Origin of the sequence: Rhizobium sp. BK538 (assembly GCF_014197575.1) — a bacterium.
In the GTDB taxonomy this organism is placed as follows: domain Bacteria; phylum Pseudomonadota; class Alphaproteobacteria; order Rhizobiales; family Rhizobiaceae; genus Rhizobium.
In genome coordinates, this window is sequence record NZ_JACIFT010000014.1 from 167,872 (window position 1) to 190,898 (window position 23,027).

Sequence of the window (23,027 nt, forward strand, 5' to 3'; positions counted from 1 at the left end):
ACGGGATACCGTTGCGCCCTTTCGTGCCTTGGAGGTCCAATAAGCCAGCAGGGAAGTTGGCCTAAGAGATTACAGGCGGTAGAGGATCTGGTCGTTCCAGAAGCGGTCCAGACGGGTCAGCAGCTTGTTCATCTGCGTGAATTCGTCGGTGCCGATGCCGCCGACCTTGTCGATCGAGCCGATGTGGCGCTCATAGAGCTTGGCAACGGTTTCGGCGATGTCCTGGCCCGTTTCCGTCAGGCTAATGCGGACCGAGCGACGGTCGATGCGCGAACGCTGGTGGTTGATGAAGCCGAGATCAACCAGCTTCTTGACGTTGTAGGAAACGTTGGAGCCGAGATAGTAGCCACGGGAGCGAAGTTCGCCGGCGGTCAGCTCGGAATTGCCGATGTTGAAGAGAAGAAGTGCCTGAACGGCATTGACGTCGCTGCGACCCTGACGGTCGAACTCGTCCTTGATGACGTCGAGGAGACGGCGGTGAAGACGTTCAACAAGATGAAGGGATTCCATGTAAAGATCACGGATGCCCTGTTCCTGCTGGTCACGGAAGTTCGATACCGCCTGCGGCTTGATTTTCGTGTTCATGATGACTGCCTCACTGTTTGTTTGGCGGTGTTGGTTTTCTTCCCGCCTTGAGACAGACCCTATCGAATACAAATAAAATTCTACTTAAACCGCAGGCTTAACAGTGCCTTACCGAATCTCCGCGTTGTATCAGGGTAAATCAACGCTTACCTGCTGACGGCGCTTGTGCTTCTCGTACCAGAGCGCGGCGCGGAATCCCAGGTAGACCAGGGCTACCGCAATATGGAGCAGAACGATCAGCCGGTTGGCTCCAAACACCTCCGGCATGAAGCCGTACATGATGGTCTGTCCGCCTGCCGCGAGCACCCAGATAACAGGCCCCCAGGAGACGGCAAGCCACAGGCCGAGAGACGCGACGGGGAACAGAACGGCAAGGCAGGTGCTTGCGACCTTCCATGGAAGGCTGAGCAGATCGAAGCGGCCTGCCCCCACCAGCGAATAGCCGACCAGCATCGCCCAATACTGCAATCCGAACCAGAAGCAGGAAATGGCGACAAGCCGCAAGAACAGGATGAAGAGAACGCTGGTCAGCGTCCGTTTCGGTATCGTCGGGGAATCAGCGTCCATGTCTTAAACAATAGGGTTGCGATTGCGACTTCGCCAGCGCCTCTTCCATTGCGGCCAATCGTCCGGTTTGGATTTCGGCGGCGCCATGATAATGAGCGCTTCGATAATATGGAATGGCAGAAAGCTGGAACGACCATGCAGGACAAGACCCATCTCGTCGACGAAATCACCGGCCATCGGCGCATGCGCCGCAATCGCAAGGCCGATTGGACGCGGCGCCTCGTGCAGGAGAACCGTCTGACGGCCGACGATCTCATCTGGCCGGTTTTCGTCGTTCCCGGCACAGGGATTGTCGAACCAATACCGGCGATGCCCGGCGTCAACCGCATGAGCGTGGATAAGCTCGTCGAGGCCACCAAGGAAGCCGCTGACCTTGGCATCCCGGCGATTGCGACCTTTCCCAATATTGAGATGGAACTGCGTGACGAAACCGGCTCGAACAGCCTCGAGGCCAACAACCTGATCAATCAGGCAACGATCGCGATCAAGAAGGCAGTGCCTAATATCGGTGTCATCACCGATGTCGCGCTCGACCCCTTCACCAGCCACGGCCATGACGGGATCCTGCGACAGGGCGAGATCGTCAACGACGAGACCGTCGATCAGGTCGCGCGTGCAGCAGTCATGCAGGCCGATGCCGGATCCGACATCATTTCCCCCTCCGAGATGATGGACGGCAGAATAGGCGCTATCCGCCGCGCCCTCGATGCCGCAGGGCATCAGAATGTCGGCATCATGAGCTATGCCACCAAGTTCGCTTCAGCTTTCTACGGCCCTTACCGGGAGGCGATCTCGACCGGCGGACTGCTCAAGGGCGACAAGAAAACCTACTACATCGACCCGGCAAACGGCACTGAGGCAATCCGCGACGCCGCGCTAGATGTGGAAGAAGGCGCAGACATGCTGATGGTCAAGCCGGGGCTGCCCTATCTCGACATCTGCTGGCGCATGAAGGAGGCGTTCGGTCTACCGACCTTCGCCTACCAGGTTTCAGGCGAATACACGCAGATCAAGGCCGCCGCGATGAACGGCTGGATCGACGGTGAACGGGCCATGCTAGAAACCCTACTCTCGTTCAAGCGCGCGGGCTGCGACGGTGTCCTCACCTATTTTGCGGTCGAGGTGGCCAGGATTCTCGCCAACCGCTGAGCCCTGCACGAATATTGCATTTGCGGGAAGCGATACCATATCAGCGGCATCGCTTCCCGCAAGGAGACCGCAACAATGACGCTCACTCCCAACCCGCTCTATGCCGCACCGGACGACTGGCGCGCCTATAGCGGCACGCTGAGCCGTCGTGTGTTCGCCTTCATCCTCGACTACGTGATCGTTCTGCTGCTCTGCATCCCGGCAGCCGTCGTGCTTTTCTTCCTGTCGATCGTCACGCTCGGCCTGGGATTCTTTCTTTATCCGGCATTATTCGTAATCGTCGCTGGCCTCTATTTCGGCTTCACCGTCGGTGGCTCCAATCAAGCCTCGCTCGGCATGCGTGCAATGGGAATCGCAATCATGCGGGTCGACGGGCAGCGGATGGACTTTCTGACGGCCATCGTTCACCTGGCGCTTTTCTGGATCCTGAACTCCGTTCTGACGCCGCTGATTCTGCTGGTTGGCCTGTTCACCGAGCGCAGCCGGTTGATCCACGATTTTCTCGTGGGCACCGTCACGGTCCGCACTGCCTAATTGGCCGTGGTGGGCTAAAATAAACACAGCTTCTGATCTTTGCCGGGAAGGTCGTGGCACCATATCCCAAAGTATGACGCGCGACAGCGGGTTCGAAAACAGCCCCGCTGTTGACGTTTTACATTCTTAAGTCATCCTGTCAGATACGCAGCAAACCGAAGGAAATCTCCGCAACAGATGAATACGCAGACCACGCCATCACCGCAGTTTTACCTAACTGCTCCGGCTGCGTGCCCTTATCTGGCCCACGAGATGGAACGTAAGGTCTTTACACATCTCGTCGGCCCCCGCGCAGCGGAGATGAACGATATCCTGACACAAGGCGGCTTTCGCCGGTCGCAGAACATTGCCTATCGGCCAGCCTGCGAAGCCTGCCGCGCCTGCATTTCCGTCCGTATCCTCGCGCAGGAGTTCCTGCCGACGAAATCAATGAAGCGGGTGCTTGCGGCAAATGCCGATATCATCTCGACCGAATTCCCCGCCCAGCCATCCAGCGAGCAATATTCGCTATTCCGACGCTATCTCGACTTTCGCCACCAACAGGGCGGAATGTCCGACATGACGGTGCTCGATTATGCCATCATGGTCGAGGATACACATGTGAACACCAAAATCATCGAGTATCGGCTTCGAAAGGAAGGGGCTGGTCTCGAAGAGCGCCCGACGGGTGAACTCCTGGCTGCCGCTCTCACGGATACGATGAGCGATGGCCTGTCCATGGTCTATTCCTACTTTAATCCTGACATGGATCGACGTTCCCTTGGCACGTTCATGATTCTTGACCACATCAAGCGCACAAGAGCTTTGGGTCTTCCGCACGTCTACTTGGGCTACTGGGTTCAAGGGTCGCGGAAAATGGACTACAAGACTCGCTTCCAGCCACAGGAGCACCTGACATCGCGCGGCTGGGAACGTTTCGATCCCTCCGCAATGCCCGAAAGCACACGCTACTAAATGCTCTTCCCCTCCCTTTCCGATCATCGGAAGGGTCTGCTGCTGACAGCGATCGGCGGCCTGGCTCTTTCCATGGACATTCCACTCGTACGCCTTGCTCACGGGGATATGTGGTCGATCCTCGGCGCGCGCAGCATCACGACCGTCGCCGTGACGCTCGTCGTGGTCTGCCTCATCAGATACCTCAAGGGAACATGGCCTTTGCTTATGCCCGGCAGGCACGGCCTTGCGACGGGACTGCTGTACGGCTGCTCGACGCTGACCTTCCTGCTTGCCGTCTTCAATACGGCAACGGCCAACGTGGTCTTCATCGTCGCGTTCAATCCGATGTTCGGCGCGCTTCTATCATGGGTGTTCCTCAAGGAACGCCCTTCGATATCCACGCTCGTCACCATGGCGGTGATGGTGTTCGGTGTCGGCTTGATCGTGCATGATGGATTGGCCGGCGGCCATGTCTTTGGTGATGCCATGGCGCTACTGAGCGCCCTTATCCTCGCCTCGGCGATAACGGTTGGCCGGGCATCACGCCGGGACATGGGCTTTGTGCCCCTGCTTGCCGCCGCCCTGCCCGCCATACTCGGCTTTGCGAATGCCTTGCCGAGCGGGCTCGCCATAGAACATCCGGCCTGGATCATCCTCAATGGTGCCCTTCTGATGCCGGTTGCCTTTTGGTGCTTAGCGACGGGACCACGCTATTTGTCAGCGCCCGAAGTCGGCATGTTCTATCTGCTCGAAACCATCCTGGCTCCGATCTGGATCTGGCTGATCTTCGCGGAAACGCCCCCGACGATGACGCTCATCGGCGGCACGATCCTCGTCTGCGCGATTACGGCGCACTCGCTTTGGATGGTTCGGAGGAAGCCTGTGCGGCAATCTCTGGCACATTGACCACCTGCATCGCCTCGAGTTCGCGCTCGAGCCCCTGCATCACGTGAAGCCAGCCCTGTCGCGTCTGCTCTTCGAACTGGCCCCATTCGGCGCACATTTCGTGTGAGAGTGTCAGCCGCGTGCCTTCGGCCAATGGTTCGATGTCGATCTGGATTCGATCTGCGTTGTGGTCGTGCTCCGCTGCCGAGAAGCAGAAGACCATTCGCCGCGGCCGGCGCAATTCCAGAAACACGCCGTAATGCACCGCATCACCTGTCGGACGCCGGTCGATAACGAGAAAATGGCCGCCGACCTTCGGATCGATATCGGCGCGGATAACGCGGCCTTCGTCGCTCGCGAAGAGGAAGCGTTTTGCGATCTGAGGATTCAGCCATGCGTCATAGACGGCGCAGGGCGAGGCATTGAAAGTATGCGCAACGTTCAAGGTGATGGTATTGCAAGCACTCATCAACATTCCTCCGTGATCGGACATGACGCTCTCCCTGAGGCGCCACATTCGATCATTCCGTCCGCCTGCGGAATGATGTCTGTCCATGTTGTGATTACACGACAGAGGTAGAGGAGTTGCCTCGCCCGCCAAGAGCGAGGCGCGGATTTATTTTCGCCTTAGCCGGCAAACTTGCCGCTGCGCGGGAAGCCCTTCGGAACGGTGCGGCCGGCTGTCGCGCGATCAGCGAGCCATTCGGCAAGCTCATCCTTGTTCTTGGTGAAGGTGCGGCCGGCGCTGTCTTCCCAGACGAGGCCGTCAGCGATCGCGAAGCAGCGCACGTCAGAGATGCCGCCATCCTTGTAGCGCTGCAGGCGAACGCCCTTGCCGCGACCCATTTCCGGCACCTGCGCCAGCGGGAAGACGAGCAGCTTGCGGTTTTCGCCGACGACGGCGACATGATCACCGCTGACGGGAACGATCAGCTTCGTCTCATCTGGCATGGACACGTTCATGATCTGCTTACCCTTGCGGGTATTGGCCACCATGTCGGTCTCGGCAACGACGAAGCCGTTGCCCGCCGTCGAGACGATCATCTGCTTGCGCGCAGAATCATGCACGAAGGCGGTCAGAACGTCCTGATCGTTCTCCATGTCGATCATGATGCGCAGCGGCTCACCGTGGCCACGACCGCCAGGCAACTTGTCGCCGCCAAGAGTGAACGCCTTGCCGCCAGTCGTGATGATAAGGATCTTGTCGGTCGTCTGCGCCGGGAAGGCAACCTTCAGCCCATCGCCCTCCTTGAAAGTCAGGGTCGCGGTGTCGGAGATGTGCCCCTTCAGCGCGCGGATCCAACCCTTTTCGGAGACGACGACCGTAATCGGTTCCTTCTCGATCATCGCCTGCTGGATGGCCTGCTCGTCGGCCTCGGGTGCATCGGCGAACTGGGTGCGGCGGCGGCCGAGCTCGGTCGCCTTCGCGAACTTCTTCTTTACCTCGCCGATTTCCCACGCGACGGTCTGCCACTGCTTTTCTTCCGACGCCAGCAGGGCTTCGATCTCGCCCTTTTCCTTAGTGAGTTCGTCGAACTCAGTGCGGATTTCGAACTCCTCGAGCTTGCGCAGCGACCGCAGACGCATGTTGAGGATCGCTTCAACCTGGTTGTCGGTCAGCGACCAGCGCGCGATCATCACCGGCTTCGGCTCGTCCTCCTCGCGGATGATACGGATCACCTCATCGATGTTGAGGTAGGCGATCAGCAGGCCGCCGAGGATTTCGAGGCGCCGATCGATGGCAGCGAGGCGGAAGCGCGAGCGGCGCTGCAGCACTTCGCGGCGATGGTCGAGCCACTCCTTGAGCACCTCGTTCAGAGCCATGACGCGCGGGATGCGGCCCATGGACAGAACGTTCATGTTCAGCGGGAAGCGGCTTTCCAGCTCCGTCAGCTTGAACATGGATTCCATAAGGATCGTCGGATCGACCGTCCGGTTCTTCGGCACCAGCACGACGCGGACGTCCTCAGCGGACTCGTCGCGGATGTCCTCGAGCAGCGGCAGCTTGCGCGCCAGCAGCAGTTCGGCGATCTTTTCGATCAGGCGGGACTTCTGCACCTGGAACGGAATTTCGGTGACGATGATCTGGTAGCCGCCGCGGCCGAGATCCTCAGTCTCCCACTTGGCGCGTGTGCGGAAGCCGCCACGGCCGGTCTTGTAGGCTTCGATGATGCTTTCACGGCCATCAATAATAATGCCGCCGGTAGGGAAGTCCGGACCGGGGATGAACTCAACCAGCTTTTCGACCGAAGCATCAGGATGCTTGATAAGGTGGAGTGCTGCGTCGCATAGCTCGTGGACATTGTGCGACGGAATGGACGTCGCCATGCCGACCGCAATACCGGACGAACCGTTTGCAAGCAGGTTCGGGAAGGCGCCCGGCAGGACGACCGGCTCTTCGTCTTCTTCGTTGTAGGTCGGCCGGAAATTGACGGCATCCTGCTCGATGCCGTCAAGCAGCAGACCCGCGACCTCGGTCATACGCGCTTCGGTATATCGGTAGGCCGCGGCACTGTCGCCGTCGATGTTGCCGAAGTTGCCCTGCCCGTCCACGACGGGATAGCGCTGCGAGAAATCCTGCGCCAAACGCACCAGCGCATCGTAAACCGACTGGTCGCCATGCGGATGGAACTTACCTATGACATCGCCGACGATGCGCGCGCATTTCTTGAAGGCGGAATTGGGCCGGATGCCCATTTCACTCATGGCGTGAATGATACGGCGGTGGACCGGCTTCAGGCCGTCGCGCACATCCGGAAGAGCGCGGTGCATGATGGTCGACAGCGCGTAGGCAAGGTATCGCTCTTCGAGCGCTGCCTTCAGATCGACCGGAAGGATACTGTCGTCGTCTCCGCCAGAGGGCGGCAAAATCTCTTGTCCCATATGTCCTGACTAGCCGAGAAGACCCTCTTGAGCAAGGATTCCGGGCATTCCGGCTGTGGACGAAGTCTTGGGGGCACAGGAAAAGAATGGCTTGAGACACTTTGCCTGAATTTGGTCGTTGTTTCGTTTTCCCTTCAACACAAATTTAGAAATCCGCAAATATAACCCGCGATTGAACCACAGTAGACCGGCAACGAATTGAGCCGTCGCTACGCACCGCCACCAGGGGACCCCAGATGACTTTTTACCGGACGACACGGCTAATGCTTTCGGGCGTTGCCTTTCTCTCTCTCGCCGGCTCGGCTTTCGCGCTCGACGGCCAGGATCTGCTGAAGAAGATCAATGCCGCCTATAGCCAACAGGGCGGCACGATCGTTGCCGATAGCGTCAACGTCGACGGTACGACCGTGACCCTGAAGAAGGCGAGCTTCAAGGCAAACAGCGGTGAAGCGGTGTCGATCGGCGATATCACGATGACGGGTGTCGAAGCCGACGACGACGGCGGCTACTACGTCGAGGAAGCGTCCTTCCCGAATGTCAGCGCCACCAATGAGGGCGCGACCTTCACGGCCACCGATCTGACGCTTAGCGGCATTTCGATCCCCGCCGATCCGAAGGGCGAAGGGCTCGACTCCATGCTGCTTTATGAGAACGCTCACAGCGGTCCTGTGAAGGTTGTCCAGAACGGCGCGGAACTATTCTCGATCGCCGAAAGCGACGTCAACCTGACGCTGCGCGAAGACGAGTCCGGCTTCGACTTCGATGGCGCTTTCAAGGGCCTGAAGGCCGATCTCAGCAAGGCAAGCGACGCGCAAAGCAAGGATGCGATCGACAAGCTCGCACTTCAGCACATCCAAGGCGACATCACGATGAAGGGTGCCTGGGAGCTGACGCCAGGCACGATCGACGTTTCCGAATTCGCCTTCGACTTCAACAACATCGGCAAGCTGAACCTCGCCTTCAAAATCTCCGGCTACACGATGCCTTTCTTGAAGTCGCTGCAAGAAGCCGCCAAGCAGGCCGAAGCGAACCAGAACAAGGAAGAAGCGCAGCAGGCTCTCGGCCTCTCGATGCTCGGACTGATGCAGCAGCTGTCGTTTGAAAGTGCCCAGATCCGCTTCGATGATGCTTCCATCACCAAGCGCGCGCTCGACTACGCCGGCAGCCAGCAGAACATCTCCGGCCAGCAGATGGCGGATTCGCTGAAGGCGATGACGCCGATCATGCTGGCGCAGCTCAACATTCCGGAGCTGCAGAACGCCATATCGGCGGCCGTCAACACCTTCCTCGACGACCCGAAGAGCCTGACGCTTGCCGCTGCTCCGGCAAAGCCTGTACCGTTCCCGATGATCATGGGTGCTGCGATGGGCGCACCGAACACGCTGCCGCAGGTTCTCGGCGTGAAGGTTTCGGCCAACGATTGATCGGCCAAGCTTGACTACTTGGAAACCCGGCGCGCCGTTGCCCGCTGGGTTTTCTACTTAGTAGCGAGGTGACCGCTGACCGTCACGTTGTTGGACGCGATCTGGAGCCTCGCAGAAATAAAGAAAGCCGGCGAAATCGATTGCCGGCTTTTATCATTCAGTAAGCCTGCTTAGTCCTTCTTGACCGGCGGGATCGGGCGGATCGCCAGTTCACGCAGCTGCGTTGGCGTTGCCGGCGTCGGTGCACCCATTAGGAGATCCTGGGCCTGCTGGTTCATCGGGAACAGCGAGATTTCGCGCAGGTTCTTCGCGCCGACAAGCAGCATGACAATGCGGTCGATACCGAAGGCCATGCCGCCATGCGGCGGTGCGCCGTACTGGAAGGCGCGGTAGAGGCCACCAAATTGCTCCTCGACCTCGGCGCGCGACTTGCCGGTCAATTCAAAGGCCTTGACCATAACTTCCGGCAGCTGGTTGCGGATCGAGCCCGAGGCGATCTCGAAGCCGTTGCAGACCATGTCGTACTGGAAGGCCTTGATTGACAACGGATCGGCGCCGTTGAGCGCTTCCATGCCGCCCTGCGGCATCGAGAACGGATTGTGGGCGAAGTCGATCTTCTTTTCTTCTTCCAACCATTCGTAGAATGGGAAATCGACGATCCAGCAGCATTCGAAGCGATCGCGATCGACGAGGTTCAGTTCCTCGCCGGCCCGGGTGCGGGCTTCCCCGGCGAACTTGTAGAACTTCGTGGGGTCGCCAGCGACGAAGAAGCAGGCGTCACCGTCATCGAGACCGAGCTGGCTACGGATCGCGTCGGTGCGCTCCTCGCCTATGTTCTTGGCAAGCGGGCCGGCGCCTTCGAGTTTCTCGCCTTCCTTGCGCCAGAAGATGTAGCCGAGGCCCGGCTGGCCCTGGCTCTGCGCCCAGGCGTTCATACGGTCGCAGAAGGCGCGGGAGCCGCCGGTCTTGGCTGGAATAGCCCAAACCTCGACCTTCGGGTTGGAGGCGATCATATTGGCGAAGACCTTGAAGCCGGAGCCATCAAAATGCTCGGTCACGGCCTGCATCTCGATCGGGTTGCGCAGGTCCGGCTTATCGGAACCGTACTTGCGGATCGCCGTCTCATAAGGAATACGCGGGAACTTCTCAGTCACTGGTTTGCCATCGGCGAACTCGACGAAGATGTCACGAATGACCGGCTCCATCGTGTTCCAGACGTCTTCCTGTTCGACGAAGCTCATTTCGAGATCGAGCTGGTAGAATTCGCCCGGCAGGCGGTCGGCGCGCGGGTCTTCGTCACGGAAGCACGGGGCAATCTGGAAGTAACGGTCGAAGCCGGCGACCATCAGCAGCTGCTTGTACTGCTGCGGCGCCTGCGGCAGCGCGTAGAACGTGCCAGGATGAATGCGTGATGGCACGAGGAAGTCGCGTGCGCCTTCCGGCGAAGAGGCCGTCAGGATGGGCGTCGTGTATTCGGTGAAGCCGATATTGCCCATCTCGCGGCGCATGGCCGAAATGACCTGCGTGCGCTTGACGATATTCTTGTGCAGCGTCTCGCGGCGCAGATCGAGGAAGCGGTACTTCAGGCGCACGTCTTCCGGATAATCCGGCTCGCCGAAGACCGGCAGTGGCAGTTCCTTGGCAGCGGAGAGAACTTCGATCTCCTGCGCGTAGAGTTCGATCTCGCCGGTCGCCATGTTCTTGTTGACGGTGTCTTCCGTACGAGCCTTCACGAGGCCGTCGATGCGAATGACCCATTCGCCGCGAACCAGTTCGGCCTGCTTGAAAGCGGGCGAATCCGGATCGGCAACGACTTGGGTGATGCCGTAGTGGTCGCGCAGGTCGATGAAGAGAACGCCGCCATGGTCGCGAACACGATGGACCCAGCCGGAAATCCGGACATTGGCGCCGACATCCGACTTGCGGAGGGCTGCACATGTGTGGCTGCGGTAACGATGCATCATCTCAATTCCCGGTATCTGGCTTAAAGACGGCAGCAAGGGGCTCTGATGGCTCTCCCGCACCGACAAGAAAATCGGGCGGAAAAGCGCATGGACGGTCTGATTTGTCAAGGGTTGGCGCGTAGGGCACGCGCGTTGCGAAGGCTTTATGGCAAGCATGCAACCGTGTCACCGGGAAAAGCCATGCGGCAGTTTGGCAACATCGCACCATATTGCTGAAGCTTGCGGTCAACTTTAAAGAGGAACGCTATCATTTTCTCGGAGCCTCTACATGCCCCTCCTCACTCGCCGCAATCTCCTGAAAGCCTCTGCCGTCGCAGGTGCATATGGCGTCGGTGTCGGGATCGCGGGGAAGTTTGGGCTTGCGGAAGCAGCCCCCGAGCCGCAGGTCTTGAAAGCGGTGAAGACGACGGCCAGTATCACCGATGCCGGTGTCACGAAAGAGATCATGAGCTGGGGTGACGGCGGCATGCCGCCGGTGCTACGGATGACCAAGGGCAAGCCCTATACGGCACAGCTGACGAACGCGCTCGACGAGCCGACGACGATCCACTGGCACGGTTTGAGAATCGCCAACAAGATGGACGGGGTGCCGTTCATAACGCAGCCTTACGTCTATACCGGCGATAGCTTCGATTATGCCTTCACGCCGCCGGATGCTGGCACCTTTTGGTATCATCCCCATTGCAACACGCTGACGCAGATGGGCCACGGCATGACCGGTGTTCTCGTGGTCGAGGATCCAGCCGACCCGACATTCGATGCCGAAGTGGTGCTCAATCTGCGCGACTGGCGCCTCGGCGGCGACGGCCAATTCATTGCGGCCTTCCGTCCACGCGACGCAGCAAAGACCGGTACTTACGGAACGGTAAGGACGGCCAATTGGCACCAGGAGCCACAATACGAGGCGCCGGCCGGCGGTCTCATCCGGCTGCGAATTGCCGTGACCGACGTCACCCGCATCTTCTCGCTGAAGATGGAAGGTGCCGAGGCGACGGTGATTGCGATCGACGGCAACCCTGTGCCGAAGCGCTTTCCGCTCGATCTGCTGCGGATCGGCCCAGGCCAGCGCCTCGATCTCGCCGTGCGGATGCCGGACAGCGAGGGCGCCATTGCCATACTCGAAGACATCAGGGGCACGACGCCGAAGACGATCGCCAAGCTTAGAGCTGTCGGAACATCCTTGAAGCGCCATGTCGGCGATCTCGGCACGCTCAGCGAAAACCCGGTCGCTAAGGCCGATCTGTCCTCGGCACAGAGGATTCCGCTCATTCTCAGCGCCACGGCCGAAAGCGCGCCTGCCGACAGTATCTGCGGCACCTTCGGCTACAGCTTCTGGGCCATCAACAAGGTGCCGTGGCCGGGCGACACCGCGGACCCGACCGCGCCGCTGGCGGAACTGAAGCTCGGCAAGAGCTACATTTTGCAGCTTGAGAACGTGACACCGCATGCGCATCCCATCCATCTGCACGGAATGAGTTTCACCGTCCTGTCGTCATCGACGCGGGAGGTCATGCCACTCGTAAGCGACACCTATCTCGTACAACCAGACGAGAAGGTGCAACTCGCCTTCGTGGCCGACAATCCCGGCGACTGGGTGCTGCATTGCCATATCATCGAGCATCAGAAGACTGGCATGACCAGTTATGTCAGGGTTGTTTGACGGGTCTTTACGGGTTCTAGTTGACTTATCCGGCCGAAAGGAGAAGGAAGGTTCAACTATGTCTATCCTGCGAATGAATTGAGATGATCGAAACAACCGCCGATTTGGAGGCGGCCTGCAAAGAGCTGGCCAAGTCAGAATTCATTACCATCGACACCGAGTTTCTCCGAGAGACAACATTCTGGCCGGAACTTTGCCTGATCCAGATGGCAAGTCCGACAACGGAAGTGCTGGTCGATCCGTTGGCGAAGGGTCTCGACCTCAAGCCATTCTTTGAACTGATGGCCAATCCTGCCGTTTTGAAAGTCTTTCATGCCGCACGCCAGGATATCGAGATCATCTACAACCGCGGCGGCCTCATCCCGCATCCGATTTTTGACACGCAGGTTGCTGCGATGGTTTGCGGCTTCGGAGACTCCGTCTCGTATGATCAGCTCGTCAATCGCACGAAAGGCGTTCAGATCGACAAGTCTTCGCGCTTCACCGACTGGAGCCGCCGGCCACTTTCGGAAAAGCAGCTGGACTACGCGCTTGCCGACGTGACGCACCTGCGCGACGTCTATCTCTACCTGAAGGCCGAGCTCGAACGCGAAGGCCGCTCGTCCTGGCTTCGGGAGGAGATGGATATCCTCGAGGCTCGCGAGACCTACGACATGCATCCGGACGATGCTTGGCAGCGGTTGAAAATGCGCCTGCGCAAGCCGCAGGAACTTGCCATTTTGAAATATGTGGCCGCCTGGCGCGAGCGCGAGGCGCGCTCCCGCAACGTGCCGCGCTCGCGCGTCCTCAAGGATGACGCGATCTACGAGGTCGCCCAGCAGCAACCGAAGGACGCCGAAGCGCTCGGCCGCCTGCGAACGATCCCCAAGGGCTGGGAGCGATCGGCAGCCGGCATCGCCGTTGTCGAAGCCGTCAATGCCGCGCTCGCCTTGCCGAAGGCCGAGATGCCGCATGCTCCACGACAGACGCAACCGCCGGAAGGTGCTGCCGCTGCCGCCGAGCTGCTGAAGGTCCTGTTAAAGCTGATCTCGGAAAAGCATGGCGTCGCACCGAAGGTGATCGCCAACAGCGAAGATCTCGACCGCATCGCGGCGGAAGGCGAGAAGGCCGAAGTCGCAGCGCTGCATGGCTGGCGGCGGGAGCTTTTCGGTGAGCCCGCGCTGCAGCTCATCCAGGGCCAGGTTGCCCTCCGCTTCGTTGGCAAGAAGGTCGAGACGGTGGCGCTCTAGGTGCCATCACAGTCATCTCCAGATCGATTCGGTCCAAGGAAACTGACGCAGCGCCTTTCGGAAACAATCAACGTTTCCTATATGCCCTAGGTATCCCCGACGGACAGGTACCGCGAAAAGGACTACATGAGGGAAATATCTCCGGTCCAGAACTGGCTGTTGATCGCGCTTGTCATAGCCGCGAGCGGCGTTTTCTATGACATGCGCTTCTATGGCGGCCATCCGTTTGTCGGCGCGACCTTTGCGCTGTTCATCGGCATGCCGATCATCGCCTTCGAGCGCAAGGTGATCCTGCGCGGCCTTTACCGGCGCATGCAGGCATTGCCGACGGTGACGTTCTTCCTCGCTGAGATCTTCGTCTACGAGATCCTGATGAGCGTTGGATTTGCGGTTGCCGGCCTCTCGATGTGGTGGCTCGGAGCCTTTCGCCCAGCATCGTGGGTCGATGCCGTTATCCTGCCATTCGACGCCTTTCTTTATGCCCTTGCCGTGTGTGCGCTTATCATCTTCGTGCTACGTATCCGCGAACTGCTGGGCCGCGACATCTTCATCAGCATGCTTTTCAGCCGTTACCGGAAGCCGATCAGCGAGGAGCGCGTCTTCCTGTTCATCGATCTCGTGGATTCGACCTCCTTTGCCGAGAAGCACGGCGATCTTCGAGCCCAACAGATGCTGAGTTCCCTGTTTGCGTCGTTCGCCGAGCCGGTCCGGAAGTACAAGGGCACCATCGATGACTACGTGGGTGACGCCGCGATCATCAGTTGGCCGCTGGAGCGCGGGATCAAGTTCGGCCGATGCGTGAACTGCATCTTCGATATCATCAGCGCGATAGAGGCGGACGCCGAGAACTGGCTGAAGACATTTGGTCAGGTCCCTCGCCTGCGCGCCGCCTTGCATGGCGGTACGGTTATTACGGCCGAAATCGGCGTCGACCATCATAAGATCACCTACTTCGGCGACACCGTAAACACCACATCCCGACTTGAATCGCTCTGCAAGAGTTTGAACCGATCGGTTCTCATCTCAAGCGACCTCGCCCTGCGGATCAAGATGCCGGAGACGGTCTCGGCCGAGGATCTTGGAAGCCACGCCGTCAAGGGCCGCGGCCAGAGCCTCGGCGTTATCGCGCTCGCCAAGGCAGACAACCGCAAGGCGTCATCAAAGCTTCACGCAAGCGTCAACGCGCCGACATGAAAGCATTGCTAATCGAGACCCGCATTCCAATCCTTGGGGGTTTCGATGAAAAATACTTTTCTCGCTTCTGTTTCATTTCTTCTTTTGATCGCTGGTTCGGCCGCCGCCGACCAGCAGGAATTTCCAGCTAAGCTCGGAGGCCAGGCCATTCTGCCGGCCAACACACTCGTCGCGGCTCCAGCCAATGCGCCTGAGTTCCTCAAGCACTCGGGCAAGTTCACGACCGCCGACCGCAAGCGCACCGAAGCGCTCGGTACGGTTCCCGGCAAGGACGGCGCTCGCGTCACCGATCTGAAGCTGCCCTTCGACGGTCAACCAATCCAGGGCTTCTCCGGCATCAAGACCATGCCGGATGGCACGTTCTGGACGCTCTCCGACAACGGCTTCGGCTCGAAGGCGAACTCCAGCGACGCGATGCTCTTCCTGCATCAGGCAAAGTTCGACTGGCAGACGGGCAAGGTCGAGGTCGTCAAGAACCTCTTCCTCTCCGACCCCAGCAAGAAAGCTCCTTTCCCGATCGTTCTGGAAGGCACTGAGAAGCGTTATCTCACAGGCGCAGATTTCGACATCGAATCCGTGCAGCCTGTGGCCGATGGTTTCTGGGTCGGCGACGAGTTCGGACCCTATATCCTCAAGTTCGACACGGAAGGCCGCCTGACCGACGTGATCTCGACCACTGTCGACGGCAAGCCGGTTATGTCGCCCGACAATCCGGTGCTCTCCGTTCCGGCAAATCCGATCGCCAAGATCCGAAGGTCTTGCAATGTCGAAGGACGGCAGCAAGCTCTACGGCCTTCTGGAAGGCGCTATCTATCAGGACGACGGCAAGATGGAGTCGGTTGACGGCCATACCGCCATCCGCGTCATCGAGTTCGACACTGCCTCCAAGAGCTGGACCGGCCGCAGCTGGTTCTACCCTTTCGAGGACAAGGGTGTTTCGATCGGCGACTTCAACATGCTCGACGACACGACCGCGCTCGTCATCGAACGCGACAACGGCGCCGGCACGAAGGACAAGGCTTGCGCCGATCCCAAGCAGCCGAAGCCGGATTGCTTCGAGGCACCGGCCGACCTCAAGCGTATCTACAAGATCGAGTTCAACGACGCCAACGTCGGCAAGTCTGTTCGCAAGATTGGCTACATCGACCTCCTGAACATCAAGGACCCGGACAATAAGAAGAAAGCTAGCGGCAAGGATGGCATCTACGACATGCCGTTCGTGACGATCGAGAACGTCGATCGCGTCGATGCCACCCATATCGTCGTCGGCAACGACAACAACCTGCCCTTCTCGGCGGGCCGCGCTGTCGACAAGGCCGACAACAACGAGTTCAGCCTGCTCGAAGTCGGCGAGCTCCTGAACGCGAAGTAAGTTTACGCTCATAAGGAAGGCCCCGCTCGAAGGAGCGGGGCTTTTTCGGGAACGACGCGGCAGACACCAGATCGGTTGGGCGTTCGAAAATTCGGACTAGCGCTCTGTTGCGCCCTTTCCAGCGAGAATGTGATCTCGGAATTTAGCAATCCGCGTCGTTCGCGTTTCCGACTTTTTCACCCCGTTAAGATTGATCACGTAGCTTTTCTGCCGGCCGGGCGTCAGCTCGTGAAAAGCCTCGGCAAGTTCAGGGTCGGAATCCAGGGCCTCCACCAACTCGTCGGGCAGTTCTATTTGGCTTTGCTCTTTGGGCAGCTTAATGCCTGCCTCCGCATAGCCCATCGCCTCCTTCAAGTAGGACCGGATGACGGGTTCCATCTTTGCTACCTGTGCATTGCTTACAAAACGGAGCATGTCGGGATGTTGGGTGTTCGATCCCTGCTTCTCAAGCACGCCTTCGGGATCCTTCATCAGTGCGGCGTTAAAGAAACTTGCGCGAAAATCGCCGCGGAAGGCACCGAGTATCACGATATTGCGGCCTTCGTGCATGTAGCAGGGATGCGCCCATTTCACCGTCTCGACGAGGCCCGCATCGCGACAGATGCGGCGAAGTTCGTTTAGGCCGTCAATCCATTGCCGTGTCGAACAGTCCGGTGTCGCAAACCGCTCGCAGCGTCCGCATCCTTTCGTAAAAAAGTCCTCAATATCCGTGATCATGTCTCTCGCCCAAATTTCGCTCGTGATGTTGGTTGCAAGCATACCGAACCAATACGTCAACTTAGGGACGAAATTTGTGGGAATGCGCCATAAGCGATCAACAAAGTCGTCGGGTTGTTCGCGGCGGTGTGCCTTGGTCAAGCGCGAAGCGCTACTCGAAGCGGAAAGCCAAGCGCTTGTTGGTAAGTCTGGACAACTGTTGCAGGCGGCCGTCAAGGCGCTCACCGGCAAAGTCGCTGTACTCCGCCGGAACCACGAACTCCAGGTCCAGATCGGGATTGGACGACTTCTGGAAACTCAGGTTGCGGACCACGCCCGGCATGGATGCCGAGAAAAGGTAGACGACCCGCAGCATTCCGCCGAGCAGTTTGGCGCGCTCGACATATTGCGGCGTAGCGATCGTCGCCAACGGCCCCGTCGCGCCGTCATCATGTGGCCCCTCGAACCGGTAGTAGTTGGTGAGCGCGATGAATGCCCGGCCGGGATGGCTGATGCCGACGAAGGACGAATGGGCAATGATGTTCAGTGCCTGCAAGCCGCGATAGTCGGGATGTGCGCGCCAGCTGATGTCGGCGAGCAGGCATGCGGCCTGACGATAGCGCGCCTCTTCTTTCGTCTCGGTGACGCCGAAATAGGGCATCATCCGACCGGTCCACTCCGCCAGTTCTCTGGCATGCTCCGGCGAACGGGCACGGAGAATGGCAAGCTCGCCCGCCGCGGCCAATAGTGGATCGCTGCGGCGCTCGCTGTCGGAAAGCAATGAATAGAGGTAGCCTTCGCGCACGCCCTGCCCCGAAAACGAGATAACAGAGGGGTTCATCGCACTCAGGACTTCCTTCATGGCGACCGCGCCGAAGGGAAGCAACGCGCGGCGATGCTTCGAGACGGCCAACCATGCGGGATCTCTCGAGTCCCTGGCGATCTCCACCTGATCGAGGAACTGCATCATCGCCTCGAGCGAGACCTCGTAACCTTGCATCATATGCAGCGGATACTGCGTCAATTCCATGTGCAGCTTTGCGATGTTTCGCCAGGTGCCCCCCACGGCGTAGAAGGTGCGCCCAGCGCCCTTCGCCAGAAGCTTGGAGCTTGTTCTCACATGCTTGCGAGCAAACGTGCGGGCCTTCTCCATCGAGCCGCCGGCATATTCGGACAGGCGAAGGCCGCCAAGCGGCAAGGTTACGCCGTTGCCGATTTCCTTGCCCTTGATATCAATCAGTTCGAGCGAACCGCCGCCCAGGTCACCAGCAATACCGTCCGGCTCATAGAAGCCGCTGACAATGCCGAGGGCGGAGAACTTCGCCTCTTCTTCACCGGAGAGAACGCGGACCTTACGCTGCAGAATTGTTTCTGCCTGATGGATAAAATCCGGTCCATTTGATGCTTCGCGGGCAGCCGCGGTCGCCAGCACGAACATGGTGGCAGCGCGCGCCTGATCGGACAATGCCTTGAACCGGTGAAGAGCGGCCAGAGCGCGCTCGACGCTCGCCTCATCCATCTTGCCGGTCAGCGCAATGCCCTTGCCGAGCCCGCACAACACCTTTTCGTTGAAAAGGATCGTCGGCGAACGGGACATACCCTCATAGATGACCACACGGATCGAGTTCGACCCGATATCGACAACGGAGACCGGGGCAATCCCTGGAAGGCGCCCCTGGGCTTCTGATTCAACCATGCAGGTCCAATATTACTTGTTGTTTCGGCCGGAAAGCAGGCCGGCGATCAGCTTAGGCGCACTGGATTTCAAGGCTTCGCCACGACCCGACAGGCTGGGGTTGGTCATGAAATACTGCTGCGCGTTGAACGGCTCCTCGCCCTTGCGCACCTCCATGCGCCTAGACGTACCGTCGGGCAATATCTCGTAGCTTTGCTGATTGTCAATGATATTGCCGAGCATAATCTGTGAGAGAACCTGCTCGTGGACCGTCGGATTCGTCAGTGGGACGAGCGTTTCGACACGGCGATCGAGGTTGCGCGGCATCATGTCCGCAGAGCCGATATAAACCAGCGCCTTGTCGGACGGCAGCCCGTGCCCATTGCCGAAGCAGAAGATGCGGCTGTGCTCCAGGAAGCGTCCGACGATCGACTTCACCCGGATATTGTCGGACAGACCAGGCACTTGTGGGCGCAGGCAGCAGATGCCTCGAATGACAAGATCGATCTCAACGCCGGCGCTGCTTGCCGTGTAAAGCGCGTCGATGATCTCAGGGTCGACGAGCGAATTCATCTTCATCCAGATCGCCGCCGGCGCGCCGTTCTTGGCGTGTTTGATCTCTTCCTCGATGTGGCGAACGATGCGCGAGCGCAGCGTGTAGGGAGAAACCGCCAGTTTCATACTCTCTTCCGGCTCGCCATAGCCGGTGATGAAGTTGAAGATATTCGCCATATCGTGCGCGATCACCGGATTGCAGGTGAAGAACGACAGGTCTGTATAAATCTTCGCGGTGACCGGATGATAGTTGCCAGTGCCGAGATGGCAGTAGCTGCGAAGCTTACCCTCTTCGCGGCGGACGACCAGCGACATCTTGGCGTGTGTTTTCAACTCGATGAAGCCGAAGACGACCTGTACGCCAGCGCGCTCGAGGTCGCGCGCCCAGCGGATATTGGCCTCTTCATCAAAGCGGGCTTTCAGCTCCACCAGGGCCGTAACGGACTTGCCGGATTCGGCCGCGTCGATCAGTGCACGGACGATCGGGCTGTCGTTCGACGTGCGGTAGAGGGTCTGCTTTATCGCCAGGACGTCAGGATCGCGTGCAGCCTGGAGCAGAAACTGGACCACCACGTCGAAAGATTCGTAGGGATGGTGAACCACCATGTCCTTTTCGCGGATGGCAGCGAAGCAGTCGCCGGCGTGCTCTCGGACGCGTTCAGGAAATCGCGCGTTGTAGGACGGAAATCGAAGATCTTCACGCGGCGCCTTGGTGATCTCGGACAGCGTGTTCAGGGCCAGCAGTCCGGGCAGAACGGCGACGCGATTTTCCGGAACACTGAGGGCCTGAACAACGAACTGGCGCAGCGACGCGGGCATCTCCGAATCGGTCTCGATACGGATCACTGATCCACGGCGACGGCGCTTCAGTGCCGTTTCGAAAAAGCGCACGAGGTCTTCGGCTTCTTCCTCGACTTCGATATCGCTGTCGCGAATGATCCGGAATGTGCCGGAGCCCTGCACTTCGTAGCCAGGATAGAGCCGGTGAATGAAGACATTGGCGACGTCCTCAAGCGTGATGTAACGGATGGTGTTGCCGTCGTCGGGCAGTCGCACGAAGCGGTCGAGTGCCGGTGGCAGGCGCAACAGCGCCGTCATAGGCTCACGGCCGTTCTTGCTGACGAGCTGCAGCCCGATCGAGAAGCCGAGGTTCGGGATGAAAGGGAACGGGTGGGCCGGGTCGATCGACAGCGGCGTCAACACTGGGAAGATCGCCTGCTCGAACTCCGTTGCGAGCCAGGCCCGATCGGATGCACTGAGTGCACCCGGACGGACGATCAGGATGTCTTCCTTGGCGAGATACTGCTGGAGCACGGCAAGCGATGCCTGCTGCTCCATCTGCAGATTGTCGATTTCCTGAAGGATGGCATCCAGTTGTTCTGCAGGCGTCTTGCCGTCGGGCGTGCGAACAACGATGTTCTGACGCACCTGCCCCTCGAGGCCTGCAACACGGACCATGAAGAATTCGTCGAGGTTTGCTGCCGAGATCGACAGGAAGCGGACGCGTTCAAGCAGCGGATGCTCGGTGTTCAGCGTCTCCTCGAGAACACGGCGATTGAACTGCAGCCAAGAGAATTCGCGATTGATGAAACGTTCAGGACTGGCGAGCAGTTCTTCCAGCGATGGCACAGTCTCATTGGTTTCCGGAGTAGGTTGGTGATGCTCCGCGACTGCACTATCCATGGTCTGATTGTCCCGTTTCATTCGCCCAGCGAATTATATCAGTTTCACGACAGAACTGTGACAGTCAATCCACCGGCTCCGAATTGCCCAATTCATTCAACACTTCAGCGGCGAGAGTTCGAGTAATCTTCGTGCCTCGAGAGAGGGCAAGTCGATCAAGCCTGTCCACAATTGTCTGGGCCGCGTTCAGCGACCGCTCCATCCGGTTGACTATATAGAGGACCAGTTTGTCATCAATATAAAGCTGGCGGTCAGCAAACAGCTTCACAATGACCTGTGACAGCAGTTCCTCGTCCGGCTCCCCGATCTCGACAACCGTCGCAGCCTTTAGACGCGAGCGCAAATCCGGCAGTTCTACCGGCCAGGACATCGGCCACAGGCGGCTTGTCATCAGAAGACTGTGACCATTTTCCCGCACGCTGTTTATCACATGGAAGAGTTCTTTGTCGTCGAAGCCAAGCCGATCGACATCCTCGAACAGCACCGGACCATTGGCGGCATTGATCGCCGCGTTGGCACCGGCCCTTGGATGAATATCGACCGCACCACTGTGATCTTTCCAGATGTTCGCCAGATGCGATTTTCCGGAGCCCACTGGACCGGCGAGGATCACGACGGGCGAAGGCCAGTGCGGCCAGGCATCGACGATCGAGACGGCCGCCGCAAGCCGTTCGGAGATCAACAGATCGTCGCGCCCGGTTGCCGCATCGTGCGAAAAGGCCAAGGGAAGCTGTTCGACGGCATTGCGCCTTGGAGCAGCGTTTTTCACATCAGTCATTTGGGATCAGCTTTTGTCTTGCCGACCTGGCCAATCTTCGACCCGCCAGCATAGAGATCGCTCTCAAGGTAGCGTGAAAGCGCAAAACGGACAAGCACGCCGACCGCGGCAGCCGCCGGCACGGCGACCAAGAGGCCAACAAAGCCGAACAGCGCGCCAAAGGCAAAGAGCGCGAACATCAACCAAACGGGATGCAGCCCGACGCTGTGTCCCACCAGCTTCGGCTGTAGGATGTTTCCTTCCATGAACTGACCGCTGAAAAATACCGCGAGCACCGCGCCGACCCAGATGTAATCGGGCCAGAACTGGACGATGGCAACGCCGACGGCAAGGACTAGCCCCACCAACGAGCCCACATAGGGAATGAAGCTGATCATACCCGCGAACAGACCGATCAGCAGGCCGAAGTTCAAGCCGACCAACGACAGGCCAACCGCATACCAGATGCCCAGGATGAGGCAGAGCGAACCCTGCCCGCGAATGAACCCGGCGATCGCCTGGTCGATCTCGCGCATGATCTGGTGGACATTGGCTACATAGTCGCGCGGAATGTACTGATCGACCTTTGCAATCATGCGATCCCAATCAAGCAGCATGTAGAAGGCCACAACCGGCGTAACGATCATCAGCGAGATCACGTTGACGACGGCAAGACCCGAGCTCCAGACCTGACCAAAGAGGCCAGTCAGGAGTCCAAATCCCTGCGACAGGATTTCGGAGAAGTTGTTCTTGATCGTCCCGAGCTGGTTCCTCACCCAATCCGGCATGAGAGAGTTCTGCGACGTTGTAATGAATGTCTGCAACTGATCGATATAGCCCGGCAGGCGACCGGCAAAATCGCTGAACTGGCTCGCCAAAACCGGTATCAGGATCATCAAGGCCAGCACGATCACGACGATGAAGGCGATCAAGATGACGATCGTCGCCATCAGGCGGCTCAGCCCAAAGCGTTCCAGCCGATCGGCGACCGGATCGAGGAAATAGGCGAGCGCCATCCCTGCGAGGAACGGGAGTAGGATCGAACTGAAGAGGAAGAGGAAGCCGATGAAGAAGGCGAGTACGATCAGCCAGAAGATGACCTGGCGCTTCAGACCTGCCCCGCTAACCTGCTGTGGCATCACATTCCCCGCTGATCGACCGTCTCGTTTTCCCGCATCGTCACGATGCAACCTTTCGAGCACATAGGATGTGGCTGAGAGAATGGTCAACCCCGCCGCTGAAAATCCGGAGGGCCAACGTCAAAAGAGCGGGAAATTGG

At 59.1% G+C, this 23,027-nt stretch carries 18 protein-coding genes and 1 pseudogene; 9 read left to right on the forward strand and 10 right to left on the reverse strand.

Annotated features, from left to right (window positions below):
- Positions 1-69: 69 nt before the first annotated feature.
- Together FHX09_RS19035 and FHX09_RS19040 are read right to left on the reverse strand one after the other, a co-directional pair.
- Positions 70-585, reverse strand: a complete 516-nt coding sequence (locus FHX09_RS19035) for a MarR family winged helix-turn-helix transcriptional regulator (protein WP_007801049.1) — start codon at positions 583-585, stop codon at positions 70-72.
- A gap of 129 nt (positions 586-714) precedes the next feature.
- Complete coding sequence (locus FHX09_RS19040) at positions 715-1,152, reverse strand: DUF6163 family protein (RefSeq protein WP_132592206.1); 438 nt, start codon at positions 1,150-1,152, stop codon at positions 715-717.
- Between the two features lie 135 nt (positions 1,153-1,287).
- Here FHX09_RS19040 and hemB point away from each other — a divergent pair, with 135 nt between their 5' ends.
- The 4 genes from hemB (at position 1,288) to FHX09_RS19060 (ending at position 4,677) form a co-directional block, all read left to right on the forward strand.
- Complete coding sequence (gene hemB, locus FHX09_RS19045; RefSeq protein ID WP_184450501.1) at positions 1,288-2,301, forward strand: porphobilinogen synthase; 1,014 nt, start codon at positions 1,288-1,290, stop codon at positions 2,299-2,301.
- A gap of 75 nt (positions 2,302-2,376) precedes the next feature.
- Positions 2,377-2,835, forward strand: a complete 459-nt coding sequence (locus FHX09_RS19050; RefSeq protein ID WP_007801043.1) for an RDD family protein — start codon at positions 2,377-2,379, stop codon at positions 2,833-2,835.
- A gap of 177 nt (positions 2,836-3,012) precedes the next feature.
- Entirely contained in the window at positions 3,013-3,789 is a 777-nt protein-coding gene (locus FHX09_RS19055) for an arginyltransferase (RefSeq protein WP_007801042.1), read from the forward strand.
- Complete coding sequence (locus FHX09_RS19060; protein WP_132592202.1) at positions 3,790-4,677, forward strand: DMT family transporter; 888 nt, start codon at positions 3,790-3,792, stop codon at positions 4,675-4,677.
- Here the strand turns inward: FHX09_RS19060 and FHX09_RS19065 are convergent.
- Both FHX09_RS19065 and parC read right to left on the reverse strand, forming a co-directional pair.
- Positions 4,616-5,125, reverse strand: coding sequence for an SRPBCC domain-containing protein (locus FHX09_RS19065; RefSeq protein WP_245505511.1), 510 nt, complete (start codon positions 5,123-5,125; stop codon positions 4,616-4,618). The two genes, FHX09_RS19060 and FHX09_RS19065, sit on opposite strands and share 62 nt — an antisense overlap.
- 158 nt (positions 5,126-5,283) lie before the next feature.
- Positions 5,284-7,539: a DNA topoisomerase IV subunit A gene (parC, locus tag FHX09_RS19070; RefSeq protein WP_132592198.1), complete on the reverse strand. Its 2,256-nt coding sequence runs from the start codon at positions 7,537-7,539 to the stop codon at positions 5,284-5,286.
- A 236-nt stretch (positions 7,540-7,775) separates the two neighbouring features.
- Between parC and FHX09_RS19075 the strand changes: the two genes are divergently transcribed.
- Positions 7,776-8,963 carry a hypothetical protein gene (locus FHX09_RS19075; RefSeq protein WP_007801034.1) on the forward strand — a complete coding sequence of 396 codons (1,188 nt, stop codon included), beginning with the start codon at positions 7,776-7,778 and terminating at the stop codon, positions 8,961-8,963.
- Positions 8,964-9,133: 170 nt separating this feature from the next.
- Here FHX09_RS19075 and aspS read toward each other — a convergent pair whose 3' ends face one another.
- Entirely contained in the window at positions 9,134-10,924 is a 1,791-nt protein-coding gene (aspS, locus tag FHX09_RS19080) for an aspartate--tRNA ligase (RefSeq protein WP_132592298.1), read from the reverse strand.
- Positions 10,925-11,195: 271 nt separating this feature from the next.
- Between aspS and FHX09_RS19085 the strand changes: the two genes are divergently transcribed.
- The 4 genes and pseudogenes from FHX09_RS19085 to FHX09_RS19100 all read left to right on the forward strand — a co-directional run bounded on the left by FHX09_RS19085 (position 11,196) and on the right by FHX09_RS19100 (position 16,382).
- Positions 11,196-12,587 (forward strand): multicopper oxidase family protein, encoded by a 1,392-nt coding sequence (locus FHX09_RS19085; RefSeq protein WP_183722223.1) that lies wholly within the window; start codon positions 11,196-11,198, stop codon positions 12,585-12,587.
- 83 nt (positions 12,588-12,670) lie between these two features.
- Positions 12,671-13,816, forward strand: a complete 1,146-nt coding sequence (rnd, locus tag FHX09_RS19090) for a ribonuclease D (protein ID WP_007801029.1) — start codon at positions 12,671-12,673, stop codon at positions 13,814-13,816.
- Between the two features lie 126 nt (positions 13,817-13,942).
- Entirely contained in the window at positions 13,943-15,010 is a 1,068-nt protein-coding gene (locus FHX09_RS19095; protein ID WP_132592192.1) for an adenylate/guanylate cyclase domain-containing protein, read from the forward strand.
- 45 nt (positions 15,011-15,055) lie between these two features.
- Positions 15,056-16,382 (forward strand): annotated as a pseudogene (locus tag FHX09_RS19100) (esterase-like activity of phytase family protein).
- Positions 16,383-16,478: 96 nt separating this feature from the next.
- On the opposite strand, the gene FHX09_RS19105 reads toward FHX09_RS19100, so the two are convergent.
- From FHX09_RS19105 to FHX09_RS19125, 5 genes are all read right to left on the reverse strand, one after another.
- Positions 16,479-17,099, reverse strand: coding sequence for a YdeI/OmpD-associated family protein (locus tag FHX09_RS19105; RefSeq protein WP_037084037.1), 621 nt, complete (start codon positions 17,097-17,099; stop codon positions 16,479-16,481).
- A gap of 151 nt (positions 17,100-17,250) precedes the next feature.
- Positions 17,251-18,774 (reverse strand): exopolyphosphatase, encoded by a 1,524-nt coding sequence (ppx, locus tag FHX09_RS19110; RefSeq protein WP_132595193.1) that lies wholly within the window; start codon positions 18,772-18,774, stop codon positions 17,251-17,253.
- Positions 18,775-18,786: 12 nt separating this feature from the next.
- A complete protein-coding gene (locus FHX09_RS19115) occupies positions 18,787-20,991 on the reverse strand; it encodes an RNA degradosome polyphosphate kinase (RefSeq protein ID WP_132595191.1) in 2,205 nt (734 codons plus the stop codon).
- A 64-nt stretch (positions 20,992-21,055) separates the two neighbouring features.
- On the reverse strand, positions 21,056-21,769 hold the full coding sequence (gene hdaA / locus FHX09_RS19120; protein ID WP_183722237.1) for a DnaA regulatory inactivator HdaA: 714 nt from the start codon (positions 21,767-21,769) through the stop codon (positions 21,056-21,058).
- Positions 21,766-22,887, reverse strand: coding sequence for an AI-2E family transporter (locus tag FHX09_RS19125; RefSeq protein WP_007801015.1), 1,122 nt, complete (start codon positions 22,885-22,887; stop codon positions 21,766-21,768). The genes hdaA and FHX09_RS19125 overlap by 4 nt, the downstream gene beginning before the upstream one ends.
- Between the last annotated feature and the right edge of the window lie 140 nt (positions 22,888-23,027).

Coding starts and splice junctions, on each gene's coding strand:
- aspS (WP_132592298.1), bottom strand. CDS start 10,924: ATGCATCGTTACCGCAGCCACACATGTGCAGCCCTCCGCAAGTCGGAT.
- FHX09_RS19035 (WP_007801049.1), bottom strand. CDS start 585: ATGAACACGAAAATCAAGCCGCAGGCGGTATCGAACTTCCGTGACCAG.
- hdaA (WP_183722237.1), bottom strand. CDS start 21,769: ATGACTGATGTGAAAAACGCTGCTCCAAGGCGCAATGCCGTCGAACAG.
- hemB (WP_184450501.1), top strand. CDS start 1,288: ATGCAGGACAAGACCCATCTCGTCGACGAAATCACCGGCCATCGGCGC.
- FHX09_RS19085 (WP_183722223.1), top strand. CDS start 11,196: ATGCCCCTCCTCACTCGCCGCAATCTCCTGAAAGCCTCTGCCGTCGCA.
- FHX09_RS19115 (WP_132595191.1), bottom strand. CDS start 20,991: ATGGATAGTGCAGTCGCGGAGCATCACCAACCTACTCCGGAAACCAAT.
- FHX09_RS19055 (WP_007801042.1), top strand. CDS start 3,013: ATGAATACGCAGACCACGCCATCACCGCAGTTTTACCTAACTGCTCCG.
- FHX09_RS19105 (WP_037084037.1), bottom strand. CDS start 17,099: ATGATCACGGATATTGAGGACTTTTTTACGAAAGGATGCGGACGCTGC.
- FHX09_RS19040 (WP_132592206.1), bottom strand. CDS start 1,152: ATGGACGCTGATTCCCCGACGATACCGAAACGGACGCTGACCAGCGTT.
- FHX09_RS19060 (WP_132592202.1), top strand. CDS start 3,790: ATGCTCTTCCCCTCCCTTTCCGATCATCGGAAGGGTCTGCTGCTGACA.
- FHX09_RS19095 (WP_132592192.1), top strand. CDS start 13,943: ATGAGGGAAATATCTCCGGTCCAGAACTGGCTGTTGATCGCGCTTGTC.
- rnd (WP_007801029.1), top strand. CDS start 12,671: ATGATCGAAACAACCGCCGATTTGGAGGCGGCCTGCAAAGAGCTGGCC.
- FHX09_RS19050 (WP_007801043.1), top strand. CDS start 2,377: ATGACGCTCACTCCCAACCCGCTCTATGCCGCACCGGACGACTGGCGC.
- FHX09_RS19075 (WP_007801034.1), top strand. CDS start 7,776: ATGACTTTTTACCGGACGACACGGCTAATGCTTTCGGGCGTTGCCTTT.
- FHX09_RS19125 (WP_007801015.1), bottom strand. CDS start 22,887: ATGCCACAGCAGGTTAGCGGGGCAGGTCTGAAGCGCCAGGTCATCTTC.
- ppx (WP_132595193.1), bottom strand. CDS start 18,774: ATGGTTGAATCAGAAGCCCAGGGGCGCCTTCCAGGGATTGCCCCGGTC.
- parC (WP_132592198.1), bottom strand. CDS start 7,539: ATGGGACAAGAGATTTTGCCGCCCTCTGGCGGAGACGACGACAGTATC.
- FHX09_RS19065 (WP_245505511.1), bottom strand. CDS start 5,125: ATGAGTGCTTGCAATACCATCACCTTGAACGTTGCGCATACTTTCAAT.